This is a genomic window from Pseudomonas sp. B14-6 (assembly GCF_013260315.1).
GTDB lineage: Bacteria > Pseudomonadota > Gammaproteobacteria > Pseudomonadales > Pseudomonadaceae > Aquipseudomonas > Aquipseudomonas mandelii.
On the sequence record NZ_CP053929.1, the window covers coordinates 1,241,167 to 1,258,014 of the forward strand.

14 protein-coding genes are annotated in these 16,848 nt (G+C 56.9%); 8 read left to right on the plus strand and 6 right to left on the minus strand.

What is annotated here, in order from left to right; all coding sequences use genetic code 11:
• Positions 1-22 precede the first annotated feature (22 nt).
• On the minus strand, positions 23-151 hold the full coding sequence (locus HP062_RS30960; protein WP_256577972.1) for a hypothetical protein: 129 nt from the start codon (positions 149-151) through the stop codon (positions 23-25).
• A 182-nt stretch (positions 152-333) separates the two neighbouring features.
• On the opposite strand from HP062_RS30960, the gene HP062_RS05620 reads away from it, so the two are divergent.
• From HP062_RS05620 to HP062_RS05630, 3 genes are all read left to right on the plus strand, one after another.
• The gene (locus HP062_RS05620; RefSeq protein WP_010460438.1) at positions 334-1,389 is read left to right on the plus strand and encodes a tetratricopeptide repeat protein; all 1,056 of its coding nucleotides are present in this window, start codon (positions 334-336) and stop codon (positions 1,387-1,389) included.
• A gap of 126 nt (positions 1,390-1,515) precedes the next feature.
• A complete protein-coding gene (locus HP062_RS05625; protein WP_010460440.1) occupies positions 1,516-3,018 on the plus strand; it encodes an ATPase domain-containing protein in 1,503 nt (500 codons plus the stop codon).
• Between the two features lie 14 nt (positions 3,019-3,032).
• The gene (locus tag HP062_RS05630) at positions 3,033-4,685 is read left to right on the plus strand and encodes an ATP-binding protein (protein ID WP_186353662.1); all 1,653 of its coding nucleotides are present in this window, start codon (positions 3,033-3,035) and stop codon (positions 4,683-4,685) included.
• A 30-nt stretch (positions 4,686-4,715) separates the two neighbouring features.
• On the opposite strand, the gene HP062_RS05635 is transcribed toward HP062_RS05630, so the two are convergent.
• From HP062_RS05635 to HP062_RS05655, 5 genes are all read right to left on the minus strand, one after another.
• The gene (locus HP062_RS05635; RefSeq protein ID WP_059405185.1) at positions 4,716-5,093 is read right to left on the minus strand and encodes a response regulator; all 378 of its coding nucleotides are present in this window, start codon (positions 5,091-5,093) and stop codon (positions 4,716-4,718) included.
• Positions 5,094-5,170: 77 nt separating this feature from the next.
• The gene (locus HP062_RS05640) at positions 5,171-6,352 is read right to left on the minus strand and encodes a hybrid sensor histidine kinase/response regulator (protein ID WP_010460446.1); all 1,182 of its coding nucleotides are present in this window, start codon (positions 6,350-6,352) and stop codon (positions 5,171-5,173) included.
• Positions 6,346-6,939, minus strand: a complete 594-nt coding sequence (locus HP062_RS05645) for a chemotaxis protein CheB (RefSeq protein WP_169857728.1) — start codon at positions 6,937-6,939, stop codon at positions 6,346-6,348. The genes HP062_RS05640 and HP062_RS05645 overlap by 7 nt, the downstream gene beginning before the upstream one ends.
• Entirely contained in the window at positions 6,936-7,769 is an 834-nt protein-coding gene (locus tag HP062_RS05650; protein WP_010460449.1) for a protein-glutamate O-methyltransferase CheR, read from the minus strand. Before HP062_RS05650 ends, HP062_RS05645 begins: the two co-directional genes overlap by 4 nt.
• On the minus strand, positions 7,769-11,260 hold the full coding sequence (locus HP062_RS05655) for a response regulator (protein WP_172791033.1): 3,492 nt from the start codon (positions 11,258-11,260) through the stop codon (positions 7,769-7,771). Before HP062_RS05655 ends, HP062_RS05650 begins: the two co-directional genes overlap by 1 nt.
• 258 nt (positions 11,261-11,518) lie before the next feature.
• Here HP062_RS05655 and HP062_RS05660 point away from each other — a divergent pair, with 258 nt between their 5' ends.
• The 5 genes from HP062_RS05660 (at position 11,519) to HP062_RS05680 (ending at position 16,591) form a co-directional block, all read left to right on the plus strand.
• A complete protein-coding gene (locus HP062_RS05660) occupies positions 11,519-11,878 on the plus strand; it encodes a response regulator (protein ID WP_172791034.1) in 360 nt (119 codons plus the stop codon).
• A gap of 341 nt (positions 11,879-12,219) precedes the next feature.
• Positions 12,220-13,512, plus strand: a complete 1,293-nt coding sequence (locus tag HP062_RS05665) for a glycosyltransferase (RefSeq protein ID WP_172791035.1) — start codon at positions 12,220-12,222, stop codon at positions 13,510-13,512.
• Positions 13,513-13,660: 148 nt separating this feature from the next.
• Positions 13,661-14,527, plus strand: a complete 867-nt coding sequence (locus tag HP062_RS05670; RefSeq protein WP_172791036.1) for a phospholipase — start codon at positions 13,661-13,663, stop codon at positions 14,525-14,527.
• 189 nt (positions 14,528-14,716) lie between these two features.
• Complete coding sequence (locus HP062_RS05675; protein ID WP_172791037.1) at positions 14,717-15,604, plus strand: phospholipase; 888 nt, start codon at positions 14,717-14,719, stop codon at positions 15,602-15,604.
• Between the two features lie 81 nt (positions 15,605-15,685).
• On the plus strand, positions 15,686-16,591 hold the full coding sequence (locus tag HP062_RS05680) for an AraC family transcriptional regulator (protein ID WP_077747836.1): 906 nt from the start codon (positions 15,686-15,688) through the stop codon (positions 16,589-16,591).
• The last annotated feature ends 257 nt before the right edge of the window (positions 16,592-16,848 follow it).

The following is a 16,848-nucleotide window of genomic DNA, read 5'->3' on the forward strand; positions in this document are numbered from 1 at the left end:
ACCAACTTTTTAGCCCTGCGCCTCATTCGGTCGCGGGGCTTTTTTTTGCTTTTTCAGAAGACAATGTGAGCCCGTTGCCATAGCAGGGATCAGGGTCGGTTTTGAGCCCGGGGTTGATCATCGCCTTGAAGTACTGGAGCAGCGGTTGCATGGGAACACTCTTCGAGCCATCTCCAGCAAGCGTAGTCACTGCTTCAGGGCTTCGACGGGTTTCAATGTCGACGTGACTTGTAGGCAAAATCGCCAGCATCGGACTGAGTCAGGGTTTGACTCACACGCCCACCTGACCGAAGCTGACAGCTTTGCAAAAGCTGCCAGCCCCCGGATTCCTGCATGCCCCAGTCCCGCCGCTACTTGCTCATCAGCCTCTGTGTCCTGTTCGCCATCGCTCTTGCCTGGTTTTTCCTGCGCAGCACGACGCCCGTGGTGCCGGAAGCCATCAAGCGCGGCTATAGCGAAGCGTTGACCCAGGCACGTGCCGGGCAACCGGGGGCCGCACGGGTGCTCTACCAGCAGCTGGGTCGCCCTGACCTGTCGCCCAAGCGCCGTGTCTGGCTGCATGCCGAACTGCCGAACTACCCGAGCCCGCAAGCCTTGAAACTGGCGGATGCAGACCTGCAAAACCCGTCGGCCGACGTGCGCATCGCAGCCATCAAAAGCATTGGCGGACTGGTGCCCAGTGGGCAGCGCAGTTTGCTGATCGGACCATTACTCGACGACAGCGAACAAAGCGTCCGGTCTGCCGCGATCAACGCGCTGCTGGGTTTATCGCCGGATGACCTGGGCTTGTATTTCGGGCCGTTGCAGCAAGCCATCGATGCCTGGGAACGGGACCTGAAAAGTCTCCCGGAAAGCGCCGAAACCCAATACCAACTGGCCCGTCTGCACTTGCACAATGCCGAACTGAAAGATGCGCAGCAGGCGCTGGAACGCACGCTGCAACTGGAGCCGGGCAATCTGCCGGCGTTGGTGATGCAGATTGAAGTGCTGGATAAACAAGGCCAAAGCGACGCAGCCCGGCAATTGCTGGCGAAACAGTTGAAGGCTCAACCCGACTCTGCCTACCTGCAACATGCCCTGGGGCTTTGGTTGCTGCATCACGGGCAAAGTGAATTTGCCCTGCTTGGGCTGTCCAAAGCGGTCGAGATAGAGCCGAACAACAAGGATTACCGCTACGACCTTGCGACTACGTTGCACGGTGAGCAAGAGCTGGAAGCGGCGCAGAAACAGTTGCAGGAAATCGTCCAGCGCCATCCGGCGGATCGCAAGGCGCGTGTGCTGCTCATCAACTACTGGAAAGAAAGCGGACAATTGCAGAACGTGCAGATCCTTCTGGCGCAGCTGGAACAACTCAATCCAGACGATCCGGCGTTGCAGCAGGGTTTATAACGCCACTGATATCACACCGGCAAAAAGGTTGAACCGTCGCCACGGCAAAAGGTCGAGTGATCAGGCAGTCCATTCAGGCACTTCAAGCCTGCTGCCTCGCTTCCCCTAGTCATGAGAGGGTTTTTTTTGTCTACATCTAACGAGTTGTTCAGTGCAAAAGCCGCCACCGGCATCGACGGTCTGGATGACATCCTGGCCGGTGGATTGTCCCGCGGCCATGTGTTCTTGCTGGAGGGTGAACCCGGAACCGGCAAAACCACCGTCGCTTTGCATTTTCTGTTGGCCGGCGCCCGTGCCGGCGAGCGCTCGTTGTACATCACGCTTTCAGAAACCGAGCGCGAACTGCGCCAAGGGGCGTTGTCCCACGGTTGGGAGCTGGATGAAAACATCCACATCTTCGAACTGACACCGCCAGAAAGCCTGCTCAATGCCGAGCATCAGCAGAGTCTGCTTTACTCCTCGGACCTTGAACTGGGCGAAGCAACCAAACAGATTTTCGAAGTGGTCGAACGGGTCAAGCCGACCCGTGTGGTCCTCGACAGCCTTTCCGAAATCCGTTTGCTCGCCCAGAGTTCCCTGCGATATCGCCGGCAGATTCTGGCGATCAAGCACTACTTCGTGCGCTACGACGCAACCGTGCTGCTGCTCGATGACCTGACCACCGAATCCCTCGATAAAACCGTGCACAGCGTGGCGCACGGCGTGGTTCGTCTGGAAGAACTGACGCCCAACTACGGCGCCGAACGCCGGCGCATTCGTGTCGTGAAGTACCGCGGTCAAAAGTACCGTGGCGGTTTCCATGACTTCACCATCATGGGCGACGGTGTGCACGTGTTCCCTCGTCTGGTCGCCGCTGAACACCGCGGCGGTTATATCCGCCAGCAGTTGACCAGCGGCATCAAGGAAATGGACGCCCTGCTCGGCGGGGGCATCGAGACCGGTTCGAGCACGCTGATTCTCGGCCCGGCCGGTACCGGCAAGTCGCTGATCTCGATGATCTTCGCCGCCGCGGCCGTCGCCCGGGGTGAGAAAGCCGCGCTGTTTATCTTCGATGAAGAGCTGGGACTGCTGTTCGAACGCATGAAAAACATGGGCATCGACCTGCAGGCGCTGCAAGACACCGGCAACCTGCTGATCGAGCAAGTCGACGCCGCCGAACTGTCCCCCGGCGAGTTCTCGCACCGGGTTCGTCGTTGCGTCGATGAGCGCAACATCAAAACGGTGGTGATCGACAGCATCAACGGCTATCAGGCCGCAATGCCCGAGGAAAACGCGCTGGTGCTGCACATGCACGAGTTGCTGCTGTACCTCAATCGCCGAGGCGCCGCGACGTTCATGACCGTGGCCCAACATGGGCTGGTCGGGGACATGCAGGCCCCGGTCGACATTACTTATCTGGCTGACACGGTGATTCTGTTGCGCTACTTCGAAGCGGTAGGCAAGGTTCGCCGGGCCATTTCAATTATCAAGAAACGCACCGGCAGCCACGAATCGACCATTCGCGAATACCGCATCGGCAGCGCAGGCATGACCATCGGCGAGCCTTTGGATGCATTCCAGGGTGTATTGCGCGGCGTTCCAACCTATCTGGGTGCCAGCCAGCCACTGCTCAAGGATGATGAACGGTGAGCGTTGTCGAGGCGATGTCCGAGCGCGCGCTTATTCTCGCGCCGCTGGGACGTGACAGCCAGATTGCACTGATGATGCTTAACGAGGCGGGATTCGAAGGTCTTGTGACACGGGATCTGGTCACGCTGTGCAGCGAGCTGGCACAAGGTGCCGGCCTGTTGTTGATTTCTTCGGAAGCCTTGCTGGGTTGCGACCTCGAACCGCTGCTGGGCTTGATCGAGGAACAACCGGCCTGGTCAGACCTGCCGATCGTACTGTTGACCCACCACGGCGGGCCGGAACAAAACCCCGCGTCACGTCTCGGACCGCAATTGGGCAACGTGACCTTCCTCGAGCGCCCGTTTCATCCGGTCACATTGATCAGCCTGGTCACTACCGCATTGCGTGGGCGACGACGGCAGTATGAAGCCAGGGACCGGTTGATTGACCTGAGCCAAAGCGAACTGCGTCTGCAAAATACGCTGGAAACCCTCGAACAACAGGTCGAGGAACGTACCGCCCAACTGCGTCATAACGAAGAAGCCCTCAGACAGTCGCAGAAAATGGAGGCTGTCGGCCAACTCACCGGTGGTATCGCCCACGACTTCAACAACATGTTGACCGGCATCATCGGCAGCCTCGAGTTGCTACGTCGACGCCTGGCCCGAGGTCGCACCGATGACCTGGACGGCCTGATCGATCTGGGGGTGACCTCGGCCAATCGCGCGGCCGGTCTGACCCATCGTCTGCTGGCGTTTTCCCGACGCCAGTCGCTGGATTCAAAACCCGTGAATATGAATACCCTGGTGGTGTCCATGGGCGAACTCCTGCAGCGCAGCATCAACGAAAGCATTCAGCTGGACATGCAGTTGAGCGAGGACTTGTGGGTGGCCGAGGCCGATCCCAACCAGCTCGAAAGCGCCCTCCTCAACCTGGTGCTGAACGCCCGCGACGCCATGCCCGAAGGCGGGAAACTGGTGGTCAACACCTCGAATCAGCATCTGGACAAAGGTTTCACGCAGGTTCACAGCAACCTGCAACCGGGTGATTACGTCGTGCTGCGCGTGACCGACACTGGCTGCGGCATGCCGGAAGGCACCATCACCAGAGCCTTTGATCCGTTCTTCACGACCAAACCGATCGGCCAGGGCACCGGTTTGGGCTTGTCGATGATTTACGGTTTCAGCAAGCAATCCCACGGCCACGTCACCATCGAGAGTGAAGTGGGCAACGGTACGACGGTGAGCCTGTATCTTCCGCGCTACAACGGTGCGCTAGTCGAGGACACGCTGATCGACATCGCACACGCGCCTCATGCTCAGGACGGAGAAACCGTGCTGATCGTTGAGGATGATCCGGCGGTACGGGTGTTGGTCAGCGCGGTACTGAGTGAGTTGGGCTACGCCTTCGTCGAAGCAGGCGATGCCGACAGCGCGGTGCCGATTCTCGATTCCGGCCAGCGTATCGATTTGTTGATCAGCGATGTGGGATTGCCAGGGATGAATGGCCGGCAACTGGCGGAAATCGGTCGGCAGTACCGGCCTGATCTGAAAGTATTGTTCATTACCGGTTATGCCGAACACGCGGCAGTGCGCGGTGGATTCCTTGACCCGGGCATGCAGATGATCACTAAGCCGTTCACCTTCGACCTGTTGACGGCCAAGGTGCGGGAGATGATCCGAATCTGAAAGCCCCCATGACGGGGGCTTCGGGGCTATTTACGACAGCATTTCCTGCATCAGCTCTTGCAACACATCCAGATCGAACGGCTTGCCGAGGATCGGCGCCTTGCGCGTGATCGGGCTGTCGGTCTCGCGGATCTCCTGCGGATAACCGCTGATAAATATCACTTTGAGCTCTGGTCGCAGCTTTACGGCAGGCTCGGCGATCTGCACGCCGGAGATGCCGCCAGGCAGGCGAAAATCAGTGATCATCATGTCCAGGTGCGGCTTGCTCGCCAATATTTCGAAGGCCTGCTCGCCGTTTTCGGCCTGCAGCACCCGGTAACCCTCACCCGACAAGTAAGCGGACAATACCATCAGAATCGAGGGGTCATCCTCGACAATGAGTACTACATCTTGTGCATCTTCACTCATGGGAAGCCTTTGTTCGGTCAATAGCTGCTGATACGACCATGGGGTCGATCAGAGGTTGCGTTTATCCGGCTGTTTTCCTACAACGGCAGACAAACGCGAAATAAGGCGCCCTCGTTGATCTTGCTCTCGACGGCGATGGAGCCGCCATGGGCGGCGACGATCTGCTCGGAAATAAACAGCCCCAGTCCCAGCCCCGCGACCACGGTTTTGGCTGACACCCGTTCGAACTGTTGAAAAATGCGCTTCTGGTTTTCTTCACTGATACCGATCCCGCGGTCCTGCACTTCGACCCGTGCCTGACCCTCGTGACTGTAGACCCTGACATCAATCAGGCTCTTGCCACCATAACGCAAGGCGTTGGTCAGCAGATTTGAAATCACTTGTTCGATACGAAATTCGTCCCAATTGCCGACCACTGGCTGCTCGGCGGTAAACGCAACGGAACACTCGGCGGCGTCAACTTGCGGCGCGAAGTTTTGCAGCAGGTTGCTGACCAACTGCACGAGGTCAAATCTGGTCGAGCGGATCGACAACTTGCCGGTGCGGATGCGTGACACATCCAACATGTCTTCAATGAGACGGATCAGGCTTTTGATCTGGCGCTCGTCACGGTCGACCATGGCGTGCATCTTGTCGAGGGTGAACGCCGACGCGTTGTCCCGGGCCAGATGCATCTTGCGCAGCTGGGTTTCGAGGATCAGGCCATTGAGTGGCGTGCGGACTTCGTGGGCGACGATCGACATGAAGTCATCGCGCATGCGCACCGCTTGCTCCAGTTCATTCTGGGTGGTCTGCAACTGCTTGAGCAGCGCTTCCTGCTCGCGGCGAGCCTGCTCCAGCTCTTCAACCTGTTGCTTCATCGCCTTGCTTTGGCGGTAGAGGTCGACGAAGACGTTGACCTTGCTTTTGACGGCGTGAATATCCAGTGGCTTGTGCAGGAAGTCCACGGCCCCGCTTTCGTAACCCTTGAACGCGTAGTTCAGCTCGCGGCCCGCGGCACTGACAAACACGATCGGGATGTTCTTGGTCTTCTCTGTACCGCGCATCAACTCGGCCAGTTCAAAGCCGTTCATGCCCGGCATCTGTACGTCGAGAATGGCCATGGCGAATTCGTGTTGCAGCAGCAACGACAAGGCTTCGTCGGCGGACAAGGCTTTGTAGACCATGCGGTCTTCACGCTTGATCAGCGCCTCAAGTGCCAGCAGGTTCTCCGGCAGATCGTCGACAATCAGCAATTTGGCTTGGATGTTACTTAGCATGCTATTCGTTCCAGCTCGACAAGCAGACGGCCGATGCCGCGTATTGGGAGAATGTGGTCAGGGCAGTGCAAATCCAGCGCCGCCCGAGGCATGGTCGCGACCTGGGCTTCGTCCGGGTCCTGCACGATGGTCAGGCCGCCGCAACGTTTGACCCGCGCCAATCCGTGTGCGCCATCACGGTTCGCGCCAGTCAGCAGCACGGCCGCCAGGCCTGGGCCATAGACATCGGCCGCCGACTCGAACAGAAAATCAATGGAAGGCCGCGAGTAATGCACGCGATCCTCAAGGCTCAGGGAAAAACTGCGGTCCTGCTCCACTGACAAGTGATAGCCCGGAGTGGCGAAATACAACGTTCCGGCTGCCACATCAATTTTGTCGCCAGCTTCCTCGACAGGCATGGAGACCCGGCGGGCAAAGACTTCGGCCAGTTGGCTGCGGCGCTCGTCGGGCAGGTGCAGGACTACGATGATCGGCAGCATGAAACCTTTACGCAACGGACTGAGAATGTTGAGCAATGCCTCCACCCCACCGGCCGAAGCGCCGATCACGATAGCGTCTATCGAAGGCAAATCCGCTGCATTGTTCATGATTTACGGTAAATCCGTTCTTGTTTGACCAAGGGCGAAAACTGGTTGCCGAAGGCGGAAAAATCCGGGGTTTCCTTACTGCCCAGGACCAGGAATCCTCGATGACAAAGGGATTCATGGAACAAACCGAACGCGCGATCCTGAAGCTTTTTATTGAAATAAATCAAAACATTACGGCACGAAATCAATTGGGTTTCTGAAAAGACGCTGTCCGTCGCCAGGCTGTGATCGGCGAACGTCACGTTCTCACACAACGTCTTGTCGAAAATCGCGTAGCCATACGCCGCCGTGTAGTAGTCGGCGAACGAACGCTGGCCACCGGCCTGCTGGTAGTTGTGAGTGTAGGCGCGGACATTCTCCATGGAGAAAATCCCCTGTTTGGCCTTCTCCAGCGAGCGCGGATTGATATCGGTGGCGTAGATGATCGTGCGATCGAGCAAGCCTTCTTCGCGCAGCAGAATCGCCATCGAATAGACTTCTTCACCCGTGCTGCAACCGGCGATCCAGATCTTGATCGACGGATAGGTCTTGAGCAGTGGCACGACTTCCTTGCGGATCGCGAGGAAATGCGAAGGATCGCGAAACATTTCGCTGACCGGGATCGTCAGCAATTGCAGCAACTGCATGAACGCGGTCGGATCGTGCAGCACCTTTTCTTGCAGGGCCGAAATGGTATTGCACTCGAATTGCGCCAACGCATGATTGACCCGGCGCTTGATCGAAGCGCCGGAATAATCGCGAAAGTCGTAGCTGTACTTGAGGTAGATCGCCTCGATCAACAACCGCAATTCGATCTCGCTGTTTCGCGCCACTGTTTCAATGCGTTCCACTAAATGCGTTCCATCTTCGGTAACCACACGCGAATCAGCGAAAACAGGCGATCCAGGTCAATGGGCTTGGCCAGGTAATCGTTGGAGCCGGCTTGCAGGCAGCGCTCCTGATCGTCCTTCATGGCCTTGGCCGTCACCGCAATGATGGGCAGTTTGCGCCAGCGCGGGTCCTTGCGGATCTCGATGGTGGCTTCGAAACCATCCATCTCCGGCATCATCACGTCCATCAACACCAGATCGATGTCCTCGACTTCATTCAGTTTTTCAATCGCCTCACGACCGTTCCGCCCGATGACCACGACTGCACCCTTTTGCTCCAAAGCGCTGGTCAGGGCGAAGATGTTGCGTACATCGTCGTCCACCAGCAGCACTTTGCGGCCCTCGAAGACTTTGTCGCGGCTGCGCGCGGTCTTGAGCATCCGTTGGCGTTCATGGGACAACCTGGATTCGACTTTGTGCAAAAAGAGTGTGACCTCATCCAGCAAACGCTCGGGTGAGCGAGCACCTTTGATGATGATCGAGCGCGAGTACTTGCGCAGCTCAGCCTCTTCGTCCCGGGTCAGGTTGCGTCCGGTGTAAACGATGACCGGCGGGAACGAGCAGATATCTTCGGTGGACATGCGCTTGAGCAGATCGTTGCCAAGCATGTCCGGCAGCTTCAGGTCGATGATCATGCAATCGAAAATGGTCGTGCGCAGCAGGTCGAGCGCTTCCTGGGCGAAGCCGACGGCGGTGATTTCAATGTCCTCGTCGCCGATCAGGCGAGCAATGCTGTCGCGTTGCAAATCATCGTCTTCGACCAGCAGCACCCGTTTGACCTTCTGGGTCAGCTTGGCCTCGAGGCGGGCAAACACGTCCTTGAGTTCTTCGCGAGTGGTCGGCTTGACCGCATAACCGATCGCGCCCATGTGCATGGCCGCCTCAACCCGATCTTCCACCGAAATCACATGCACCGGAATGTGGCGGGTTTCGGCATGTTCTTTCAGACGCTGCAATACGGTCAGCCCGGAATGGTCCGGCAGGCGCATGTCCAGCAAAATGGCGTCGGGAATGAACTCCTTGGCCAGGTCGTAGCCTTCATCGGCCCCGTGAGCGACCAGGCACTGGTAACCCAGTTCGTGGGCCAGATCGTAGAGAATGTTTGCAAAATTCGGCTCATCTTCCACCACCAGGATGCAACGGGTGGTGAATGGCGCCTTGCTGCGGTCATCATCGAAACGTGGAATGTCGACTTCGGCAATCAGCGGCACCAGCGCGGGCGTTGTCACCCTAGGTTTTGCGGCGACCGGGGTAGCCTGCATCGGCGCGACGGGCGCATCACCCGGTTCTACGTATTGCTGCGGCAGCACGAGGGTGAACACACTGCCCTGCCCCGGCTCGCTGGTGACGCTGATCGAACCGCCCAGCAACGCCGCCAGATCGCGGGAAATAGACAGGCCTAGCCCCGTGCCGCCATAACGCCGATTGGTGGTGCCGTCGGCCTGGCGGAAGGCTTCGAAAATGCTGTCCTGCTGGTCGGCGGCGATGCCGATCCCGGAATCGCGGACGATAAAGGCGATGCCGTCGTTCGGCTGGGACGCCACCGTGAGGCTGACGATGCCTTTTTCGGTAAATTTCACCGCGTTCGACAGCAGATTCTTAACGACTTGCTCCAGACGCTGGCGGTCGGTGAACAGCATCATCGGCGAACCGGGCTGCACGTCGACCTCGAACTCCAGCTTCTTGTCAGCGGCCATCGGCTCAAACATTCCGCGCAGTCCGTCCACCAGACGCGCAACGCTGGTGTTCTCGGGGCGCATTTCCAGCTTACCGGCCTCGACCTTGGAAATATCGAGAATGTCATTGATCAGATTGAGCAAGTCATTGCCGGCGGAGTAGATCGACTCGGCGAACTTCACCTGCTCGGCGCTGAGATTTTCCTGAGGGTTTTCCGCCAGCAACTTGGCCAGGATCAGCGAACTGTTCAACGGCGTGCGCAGTTCGTGGGACATGTTGGCGAGGAACTCGGACTTGTACTTGCTCGATCGCTGCAATTCTTCGGCGCGCTCTTCAAGCTGGGCCTGGGCCTGGTTGAGCTCGGTGTTCTTCAAGTCCATCGCATCACGCTGATCGGCCAGAATCTGTGCCTGATCGGCGAGTTGTTCGTTGGTCTGCTCCAACTCGACTTGCTGGGTTTCCAGGTGAGCCTGGGACTCCTTGAGAATCCGCGATTGCTCTTCGAGCTCTTCGTTGGCGGTCTTGAGTTCTTCTTGCTGAACTTGCAGCTCTTCGTTGAGCTGCTGGGTTTCGGCCAGCACTTCCTGCAAACGCTGACGGTAGCGAGCGGCCTCGATTGACGTGCCGATGTTGCCGGCAATCAGCTCGAGCAATTCGACGTCGCGGTCGTCCAAGGGGCGCAGGAAACCCAACTCGATCACGCCATTGACCCGATCATCGTCGCTGGTGGGCACCACGAGCACGCTACGCGGCAGGCCTTCGCCCAGACCGGAGCTGACTTTGAAATAGTCGCTTGGCACGTCATCGAGACGGATCAGGCGAGCCTGTTGCGCCACCTGGCCGACAATCCCTTCATCGCTGTAAATCTGCTGGTCGCGCTCTTCCTGCTCGCGAGAAAAACCGTAGGACGCTATTCGTCTGAGGCCGCCATGTTCTTCGCGCACATAAATAGCAGCGACCGCAGTGCCCAGATATTGCGCGCAGAACTGCAGGATGTTGCGCCCCAACAGATTCAGGGACAGTTGCCCCAGCACCTGCTCGGCCAGTTCGGTCTGGCCGTTGCGCAGCCACGCTTGCTGTTCCAGGCGCCGGGCGCTGGCCTGTTGTGCGGCGAGGTTGGCGCTATAGCTTTGGGACAGGTTGAGCAAATCGCGACGACCGATATAGGCCAGCAAACCGCTGATGCCGAGGATGAACAGCAGGTAAAGGGAGATGCTCCAGATCGTGGTGCGGCGCACTTCCTCGTTGCGCGTGGTGCGCAACTGCTGCTCCATGTCGATCACGTCTTCGAATTGCTTGCGGATTTCGTCGGTCAGCCGTTTGCCCTGCCCAGCTTTGACAGCACCACGATAATCACCGTTGGTGCGCTGTAACTCGATCATGGATTGCGCATAGTTGGCCCACTCAACCTGCAAGGCCTGGAGTCGGCGCAGACGATCGGTCTGAACCGGATTGTCGGCCGTGAGCTCGAGCAAAGTATTGAGCGCGACCGCGATTCTCGGCTTGGCCGTTTCGTAAGGGTCGAGAAAATGCTCATCGCCGCTGAGCAGAAAGCCGCGCATCCCCGTTTCCAGATCAACGGTCAGTTTCACCGCCTCATTAGCGTTATTGATCACCCGGTCGGTGTGCTCGACCCACTGGATTACCGACAGCAGGTAAGTGATCAGCGAGACAAAGAACACCGCGCTGAGCACGCCAACGCCCAACGGCAGACTGATGTTGCGGCTCAGGAGTTTACGGAATCGTTGCTCATCAACCGAAGACGCAGGGGTCATGGGGAGGCCTTGTCGAACTGTTCAAAACCAGGGAGTTTGCCCCAAAACGGGCACATTGATCCAACTTTCTGCGGCCGATCCGGGCAAATACCCGCATTTAGCTGCGATCGATCTAAGGAGCGGTTATCCTGCCGTCTCTTGTACAGCTATTCTTTTTTGCACAACGCCGGGAACTTGTCGGGATCTGCCACTTACTCATGATAGAGCCCGGCGATTTCGATCGACCTGCGACCCTGAATTTACCTTGAGAGCCCTCTTATGTCCTCCACCCCGTCCACCATCCTGGTAGTAGAAGACGATGACATCGTGCGCATGCTGATCGTCGATGTACTGGAGGAACTGGAGTACAAGGTCCTTGAGGCCGATGGCAGCGAAAAGGCGCTGGAGTTTCTCAACAATGAGGACCAGCACATCGATTTGATGATGACCGATGTGGGTTTGCCGGATATGGATGGCAGAGAACTGGCGAAACAGGCGCGGATGCTGCGTCATGAATTGCCGATCCTGTTCGCCAGCGGTTATGCCGAGAGCATCGAGCTCCCTGCGGGCATGCAAGTGATCGGCAAGCCGTTTTCGATTGATAAGTTGCGCGACAAGGTCAAAGGCATGCTTGCTTAATCATTCATTACATTTTCTTAGGCGCACTTTTTCCAAAAAATGGTTTGCCGTATCAACGGCAAACCTTAGCTGCCTATAAATGATCCTGCTGCACTTGAGCAATCAATGCGCCTTCCCTGTTTATTGAAACAATCCATCACACTAACAACCTTGCTACCGGACCTGTGCGGATAAACCTGAGCACGTTTTCCATAGCCTTAGCCTGCCCACCACCGGTTGCACAGGCCGCCCTGGATGGCAGAACATTCCATCGACGTCGTGATCCCTTGCGGCCAGATATGGTTAAATCCCGCGCCTCTCGCGTCACTCAGCCCTCATCCCGAGTCAAGGAAATACCGTTCATGAATCAGCCCCGCGCAACCAAAGTCCTCGTCATTGGTTACGTCTGGCCCGAGCCCCGCTCTTCGGCCGCCAGTGGGCATGTGATGCAGATTCTGGATACGTTTCTGAAACAAGGCTGGGATATTACCTTCAGCAGTCCGGCCGGTACCGGTGAACATCGCGCGGATCTGACGGCGCTAGGCATTCGCGAAGTCCCGATCGAATTGAACAACAGCAGTTTCGACGACTTCGTCAGCCAACTGGCCCCGGATATCGTGCTGTTTGATCAATTCATGATGGAAGAGCAATTCGGCTGGCGTGTCGAGAAACACTGCCCCGCCGCCTTGCGAGTGCTTGAAACTTCGGATCTGCAAAGCCTGCGGCACGCCCGGCATCAGCGTCTCAAGGATCGCTTGAAGAACAGCGACGATAACAATGATTTCACTGACCTGTTCGCACCGGCATTGCGCGAAGAGTTTGACTTGATGGCCGATACCGATCTGGCCAAACGGGAAATGGCCGCGCTGTATCGTTGCGATTTGAACCTGATGATCTCTGAAGTGGAAATCGAGTTGCTGGTCGAGCAGTTCAAGATGCCGCGCAATTTGCTGCACTGGTGCCCGTTGATGGTCGAACCGCCGAGCGTGCCGGCGGCTGCCTTTGAAGATCGGGCGCACTTTCTCAGCATCGGTAACTTTCGACATGCGCCGAACTGGGATGCGGTGCTCTGGATGAAAACGGCGATCTGGCCGTTGATCCGCGAACAACTACCCGGCGCCCAACTGCACATCTATGGCGCTTACACGCCGCCCAAGGCCACTGCGCTGCATAACGCGGCCCAAGGGTTCCATGTCATGAACTGGGCGGAAGACGCCTTGCAAGTGATGTCGGCGGCGCGCGTGTGCCTGGCACCGCTACGTTTCGGCGCGGGCATCAAGGGCAAGATCATCGACGCCATGCTGTGTGGCACGCCTACAGTCACAACGCCTATCGGCGCAGAAGCCATGCACGGCCAGCATCCCTGGCCTGGCGCCGTGGCCCGGACGGCACGGGAGTTCGCCGATGATGCGGTGCGGTTGTACAAGGATGAAGCACTCTGGACGGACGCCCAATCCAGAGGGCAGGTGTTGTTGGCCAATCGTTATAGACAAGCCGAACATGGCCCGGCACTTATCGAAAAGTTAATAGACTGCCAACAACGCCTCGCCCAACTTAGAACGGATAACTTTACCGGCAGCATGTTGCGTCATCACCACCATAAAAGTACCCAGTATATGGCGCAATGGATTGAAGCAAAAAACCGCACTCACTAACTATCGACACTATCGCTACACACTTTGCATTGTCACGCTTATTGACCCCTTCCACACCCCACCTTATAAACAACTCGCCGGATTAGATTCAGACAAACTTATCCGGCGGCATTTATCTAACTTACCACTTGATGCAAGGATGCATTAAATGACTACCATTGTTCAAAACAACCTGACACTTAACAACTGGATGGCCAGCACGCCGGCCATTGACACGTTGTCACTCTGCGAATTGACCCTGCCGGGCACCCATAACGCTGGCAGCGACTGGAAAGCCTCTTGGCCGCTTATTCCAGGCGCCCACTGGCTGGCTTGTCAGCACCAATCGTTTTACTCGCAACTGTGCAAAGGCTCTCGAGCGTTGGATATCAGACTCGTATTTGACGCCAAGGAACCGGGGCTTGGAAAATTCCGAATGCATCACAACGGCTACCGCAACAATCGTACCTTGGGGAACTTGTTTACCGACCTGAGGCAGTTTCTTGACGAGAACCCCGATGAATTCATTGTCCTGGACTTCCACGAACTAAAAGGGGATGCGTTTGATTACACTTTTTTCAACAACATGATGATCCATCTTATGGGGCACCAGATAATTCCCACTCGAAACCGTTCTCTGAGCCTGCATCAACTCAAGCAAATCAGTTCTGAGCAAAGGCTCCTGGTCGCGGCCCCTGGGCATTGGCAGCTTGATCGAAACGTGTTCCTTGAACAGATTGAACACCAATGGTCTGGCAGCGGTATCACAAGCGCCGCCGATCTGCAGAAGCACATTACGAGCGTCCTGACCTACCCGCCAGGCACATGGGCACCATGGTCGCTCTCGGCAGCGAGTTACAGCGCCCTCGGTGGCCCCGTGGATATTCATGATGAACTCAATGCCTGGTTCGACCCGGAAAAAAATGATTGGGCGGCAAAGTGCAACATCATCAATGTTGACTTCATTGAAGAGTCGCAAATTGTTTCCTATTGCCGAACCGCAAACGTATATAAAGCCGCCAAACGAGCCAACTAATCGGCGTGCCATTAAACGGCTATCTATGTGTAACTGTTTCCATGACTGGAAATCCTCTTACTCACTTCTATGCTGGGTCATGAAAGCCTTTCTGCGCAGGGCGATCAACACAGGTGTGGCGTGCAGCCAACTCTGATACATGAACTTCGTCGCCCCACGGAGGGGGCGCGTCAACGACAAGGAACTGTCATGACCCAAAACACAGCGGGCACGTTAGACAAACAAAAGTGGATGAGTAACGTCCTGGATATCCATCGATTAAAACTGACCGATATCGTCTGGCCGGGCGCCCATAACGCCGGCATGGATAAACAGGCACCCAATTATGATGTGGTTATCGGCAACTGGACGACGTGTCAAAACGGTTCATTTGCCTGGCAACTGTCCAACGGTGCCCGGGTCTTTGATATCCGCCTGGGTTACACCGAGGGCGCGGACCAGTCGATTTTCTATTTTCACCACAACGGATACCAGTCACATCGGGTCCTCGATGAACTGATGACAGACGTGTCAGCGTTCCTTGACCGCAATCCCGATGAGTTCATCGTGCTGGATTTCCACCAACTCGCGGATGGGTCCAAACCCTTTGATTATCAGAAACTCAACGATCTTCTGGTGAGTCGACTCGGGCATCGAGTGATCCCCCCCGGCGACGCCGAAAAAACCATCGGCGAACTGAAGCGGATCAGTCCTCGCCGCCGGGTGGTGTTGGCGGCGCATGGACGGCGGGAACTGGATGAGGATTACTTCTGGCCGCGCATCCCGCACAAGTGGGTAAACAAACGGTTTACCGATACCGAGGATCTGCAAAACCATGTTTCCAGCGCACTCGAAGACGCGCCGTACGAAACGTTTCTATGGTCGTTATCAGCCACCAGCTACGCGTTTCTGGGAGGGCCTCAGGACATCAAAACCCAGATCAATGACTGGTTCAATCCCACCCGGGACTGGGTCACGCGCTGCAGCATCATCAACACCGACTTTTTCGACGAATCAGAGATCGTTCGTTATTGCTGGACGGCCAACAGCATGAAAGCGGTTTACGGCCATGCGTTGCATGAGCGGACACCGGGCTGACACACGGAACGTTGCACACTGGCATTAGGGGCTTGGAAAGAGGCATGATCAGGGCGCAATGATAATAAAAAGCGCCCTGACATGACCCGAACCGCAAGAGTCACCGATCCTTCCTACGAACTGATGGACGACCATAACGGGTTGTCGATCATCTATCGCCAGCATGGATTCCCCTGCCCGTTGGTGCGGTGGCATTTCCACAAGGAATACGAACTGCACCTGATCGTCGCCAGTTCCGGCAAGGTGTTCATCGGCGATTACATTGGCAACTTCTACCCGGAAACCCTGTTCTTGACCGGCCCGAATCTGCCTCACAACTGGATCAGCCAGGTGGCTGAAGACGAGGTAGTGCCCAAGCGCGACATGCTGGTCAACTTCACGGATGAATTGTTCGAGAGCGGTCATCAGGTATTCGCAGAACTGAAGACCCTTGCGCCACTGCTGGAGCGCGCGCAGTACGGCATCGAATTTCGTTGCAAGCGCACCATCCGCCAGGCCATGACGTTGATGCAACGCATCGCTGACACTAAAGGCGTCACCCGGCTCGGGCACTTTTTCATACTGCTGGAGCTGCTCGCGGCTTCTGACGATTTTCAGTTGCTGTCGGGTGCCACCACGCCGCAACTGGCGGATGAACACAATATCGATCGCACCAACCGGGCGGTGGATTACATTTTTGCGCATTACGCCCGGGACCTGCCGCTCGAGGAAGTCGCCGAGCATTTAGGCATGAAGCCAACGTATTTCAGCCGGGTGTTCAAGCAAGCCACCGGGCGCTGCTTCATCGAGTTCGTCAATCGCCTGCGCATCAGCAAATCCTGCGAGTTGCTGGCCGATGGCGACAAACCGGTGACCGATGTGTGTTTCGAATCGGGTTTCAACAATATTTCCAACTTCAATCGGCGGTTCCAACAGCTCAAGGGCATGACGCCCTCGCATTACCGGCGGCTGGCGGTACAGCGGCTGACCGAACAGAATCTGGCCTGAACGTCTTGGTCATAGGGCGTTCTGGGCCATACGCCATACCTGTAGGAGCGCGAGGCTTGCCCGCGAATGGGCCGGAAAACCTGTACAAAATCGATGACTGTTCACCTCTGTGAAGCCTGTCCTTGTATCTCCCCCCATTAATACCAGTGCAAAAAAGTATCGATTCAAGTGCGACGGATGATTTGTCACATCCTCAATTGAAGGCTGTAATCAGTGCACATTCTTCCTGCCCTCGGAAGACACAAAAACAATAACTG

What these genes read in the sequence shown, in the direction of transcription:
- HP062_RS30960 (WP_256577972.1), bottom strand. Translation starts at nt 151, where the DNA reads ATGCAACCGCTGCTCCAGTACTTCAAGGCGATGATCAACCCCGGGCTC.
- HP062_RS05620 (WP_010460438.1), top strand. Translation starts at nt 334, where the DNA reads ATGCCCCAGTCCCGCCGCTACTTGCTCATCAGCCTCTGTGTCCTGTTC.
- HP062_RS05630 (WP_186353662.1), top strand. Translation starts at nt 3,033, where the DNA reads ATGTCCGAGCGCGCGCTTATTCTCGCGCCGCTGGGACGTGACAGCCAG.
- HP062_RS05635 (WP_059405185.1), bottom strand. Translation starts at nt 5,093, where the DNA reads ATGAGTGAAGATGCACAAGATGTAGTACTCATTGTCGAGGATGACCCC.
- HP062_RS05640 (WP_010460446.1), bottom strand. Translation starts at nt 6,352, where the DNA reads ATGCTAAGTAACATCCAAGCCAAATTGCTGATTGTCGACGATCTGCCG.
- HP062_RS05645 (WP_169857728.1), bottom strand. Translation starts at nt 6,939, where the DNA reads ATGAACAATGCAGCGGATTTGCCTTCGATAGACGCTATCGTGATCGGC.
- HP062_RS05655 (WP_172791033.1), bottom strand. Translation starts at nt 11,260, where the DNA reads ATGACCCCTGCGTCTTCGGTTGATGAGCAACGATTCCGTAAACTCCTG.
- HP062_RS05660 (WP_172791034.1), top strand. Translation starts at nt 11,519, where the DNA reads ATGTCCTCCACCCCGTCCACCATCCTGGTAGTAGAAGACGATGACATC.
- HP062_RS05665 (WP_172791035.1), top strand. Translation starts at nt 12,220, where the DNA reads ATGAATCAGCCCCGCGCAACCAAAGTCCTCGTCATTGGTTACGTCTGG.
- HP062_RS05670 (WP_172791036.1), top strand. Translation starts at nt 13,661, where the DNA reads ATGACTACCATTGTTCAAAACAACCTGACACTTAACAACTGGATGGCC.
- HP062_RS05675 (WP_172791037.1), top strand. Translation starts at nt 14,717, where the DNA reads ATGACCCAAAACACAGCGGGCACGTTAGACAAACAAAAGTGGATGAGT.
- HP062_RS05680 (WP_077747836.1), top strand. Translation starts at nt 15,686, where the DNA reads ATGACCCGAACCGCAAGAGTCACCGATCCTTCCTACGAACTGATGGAC.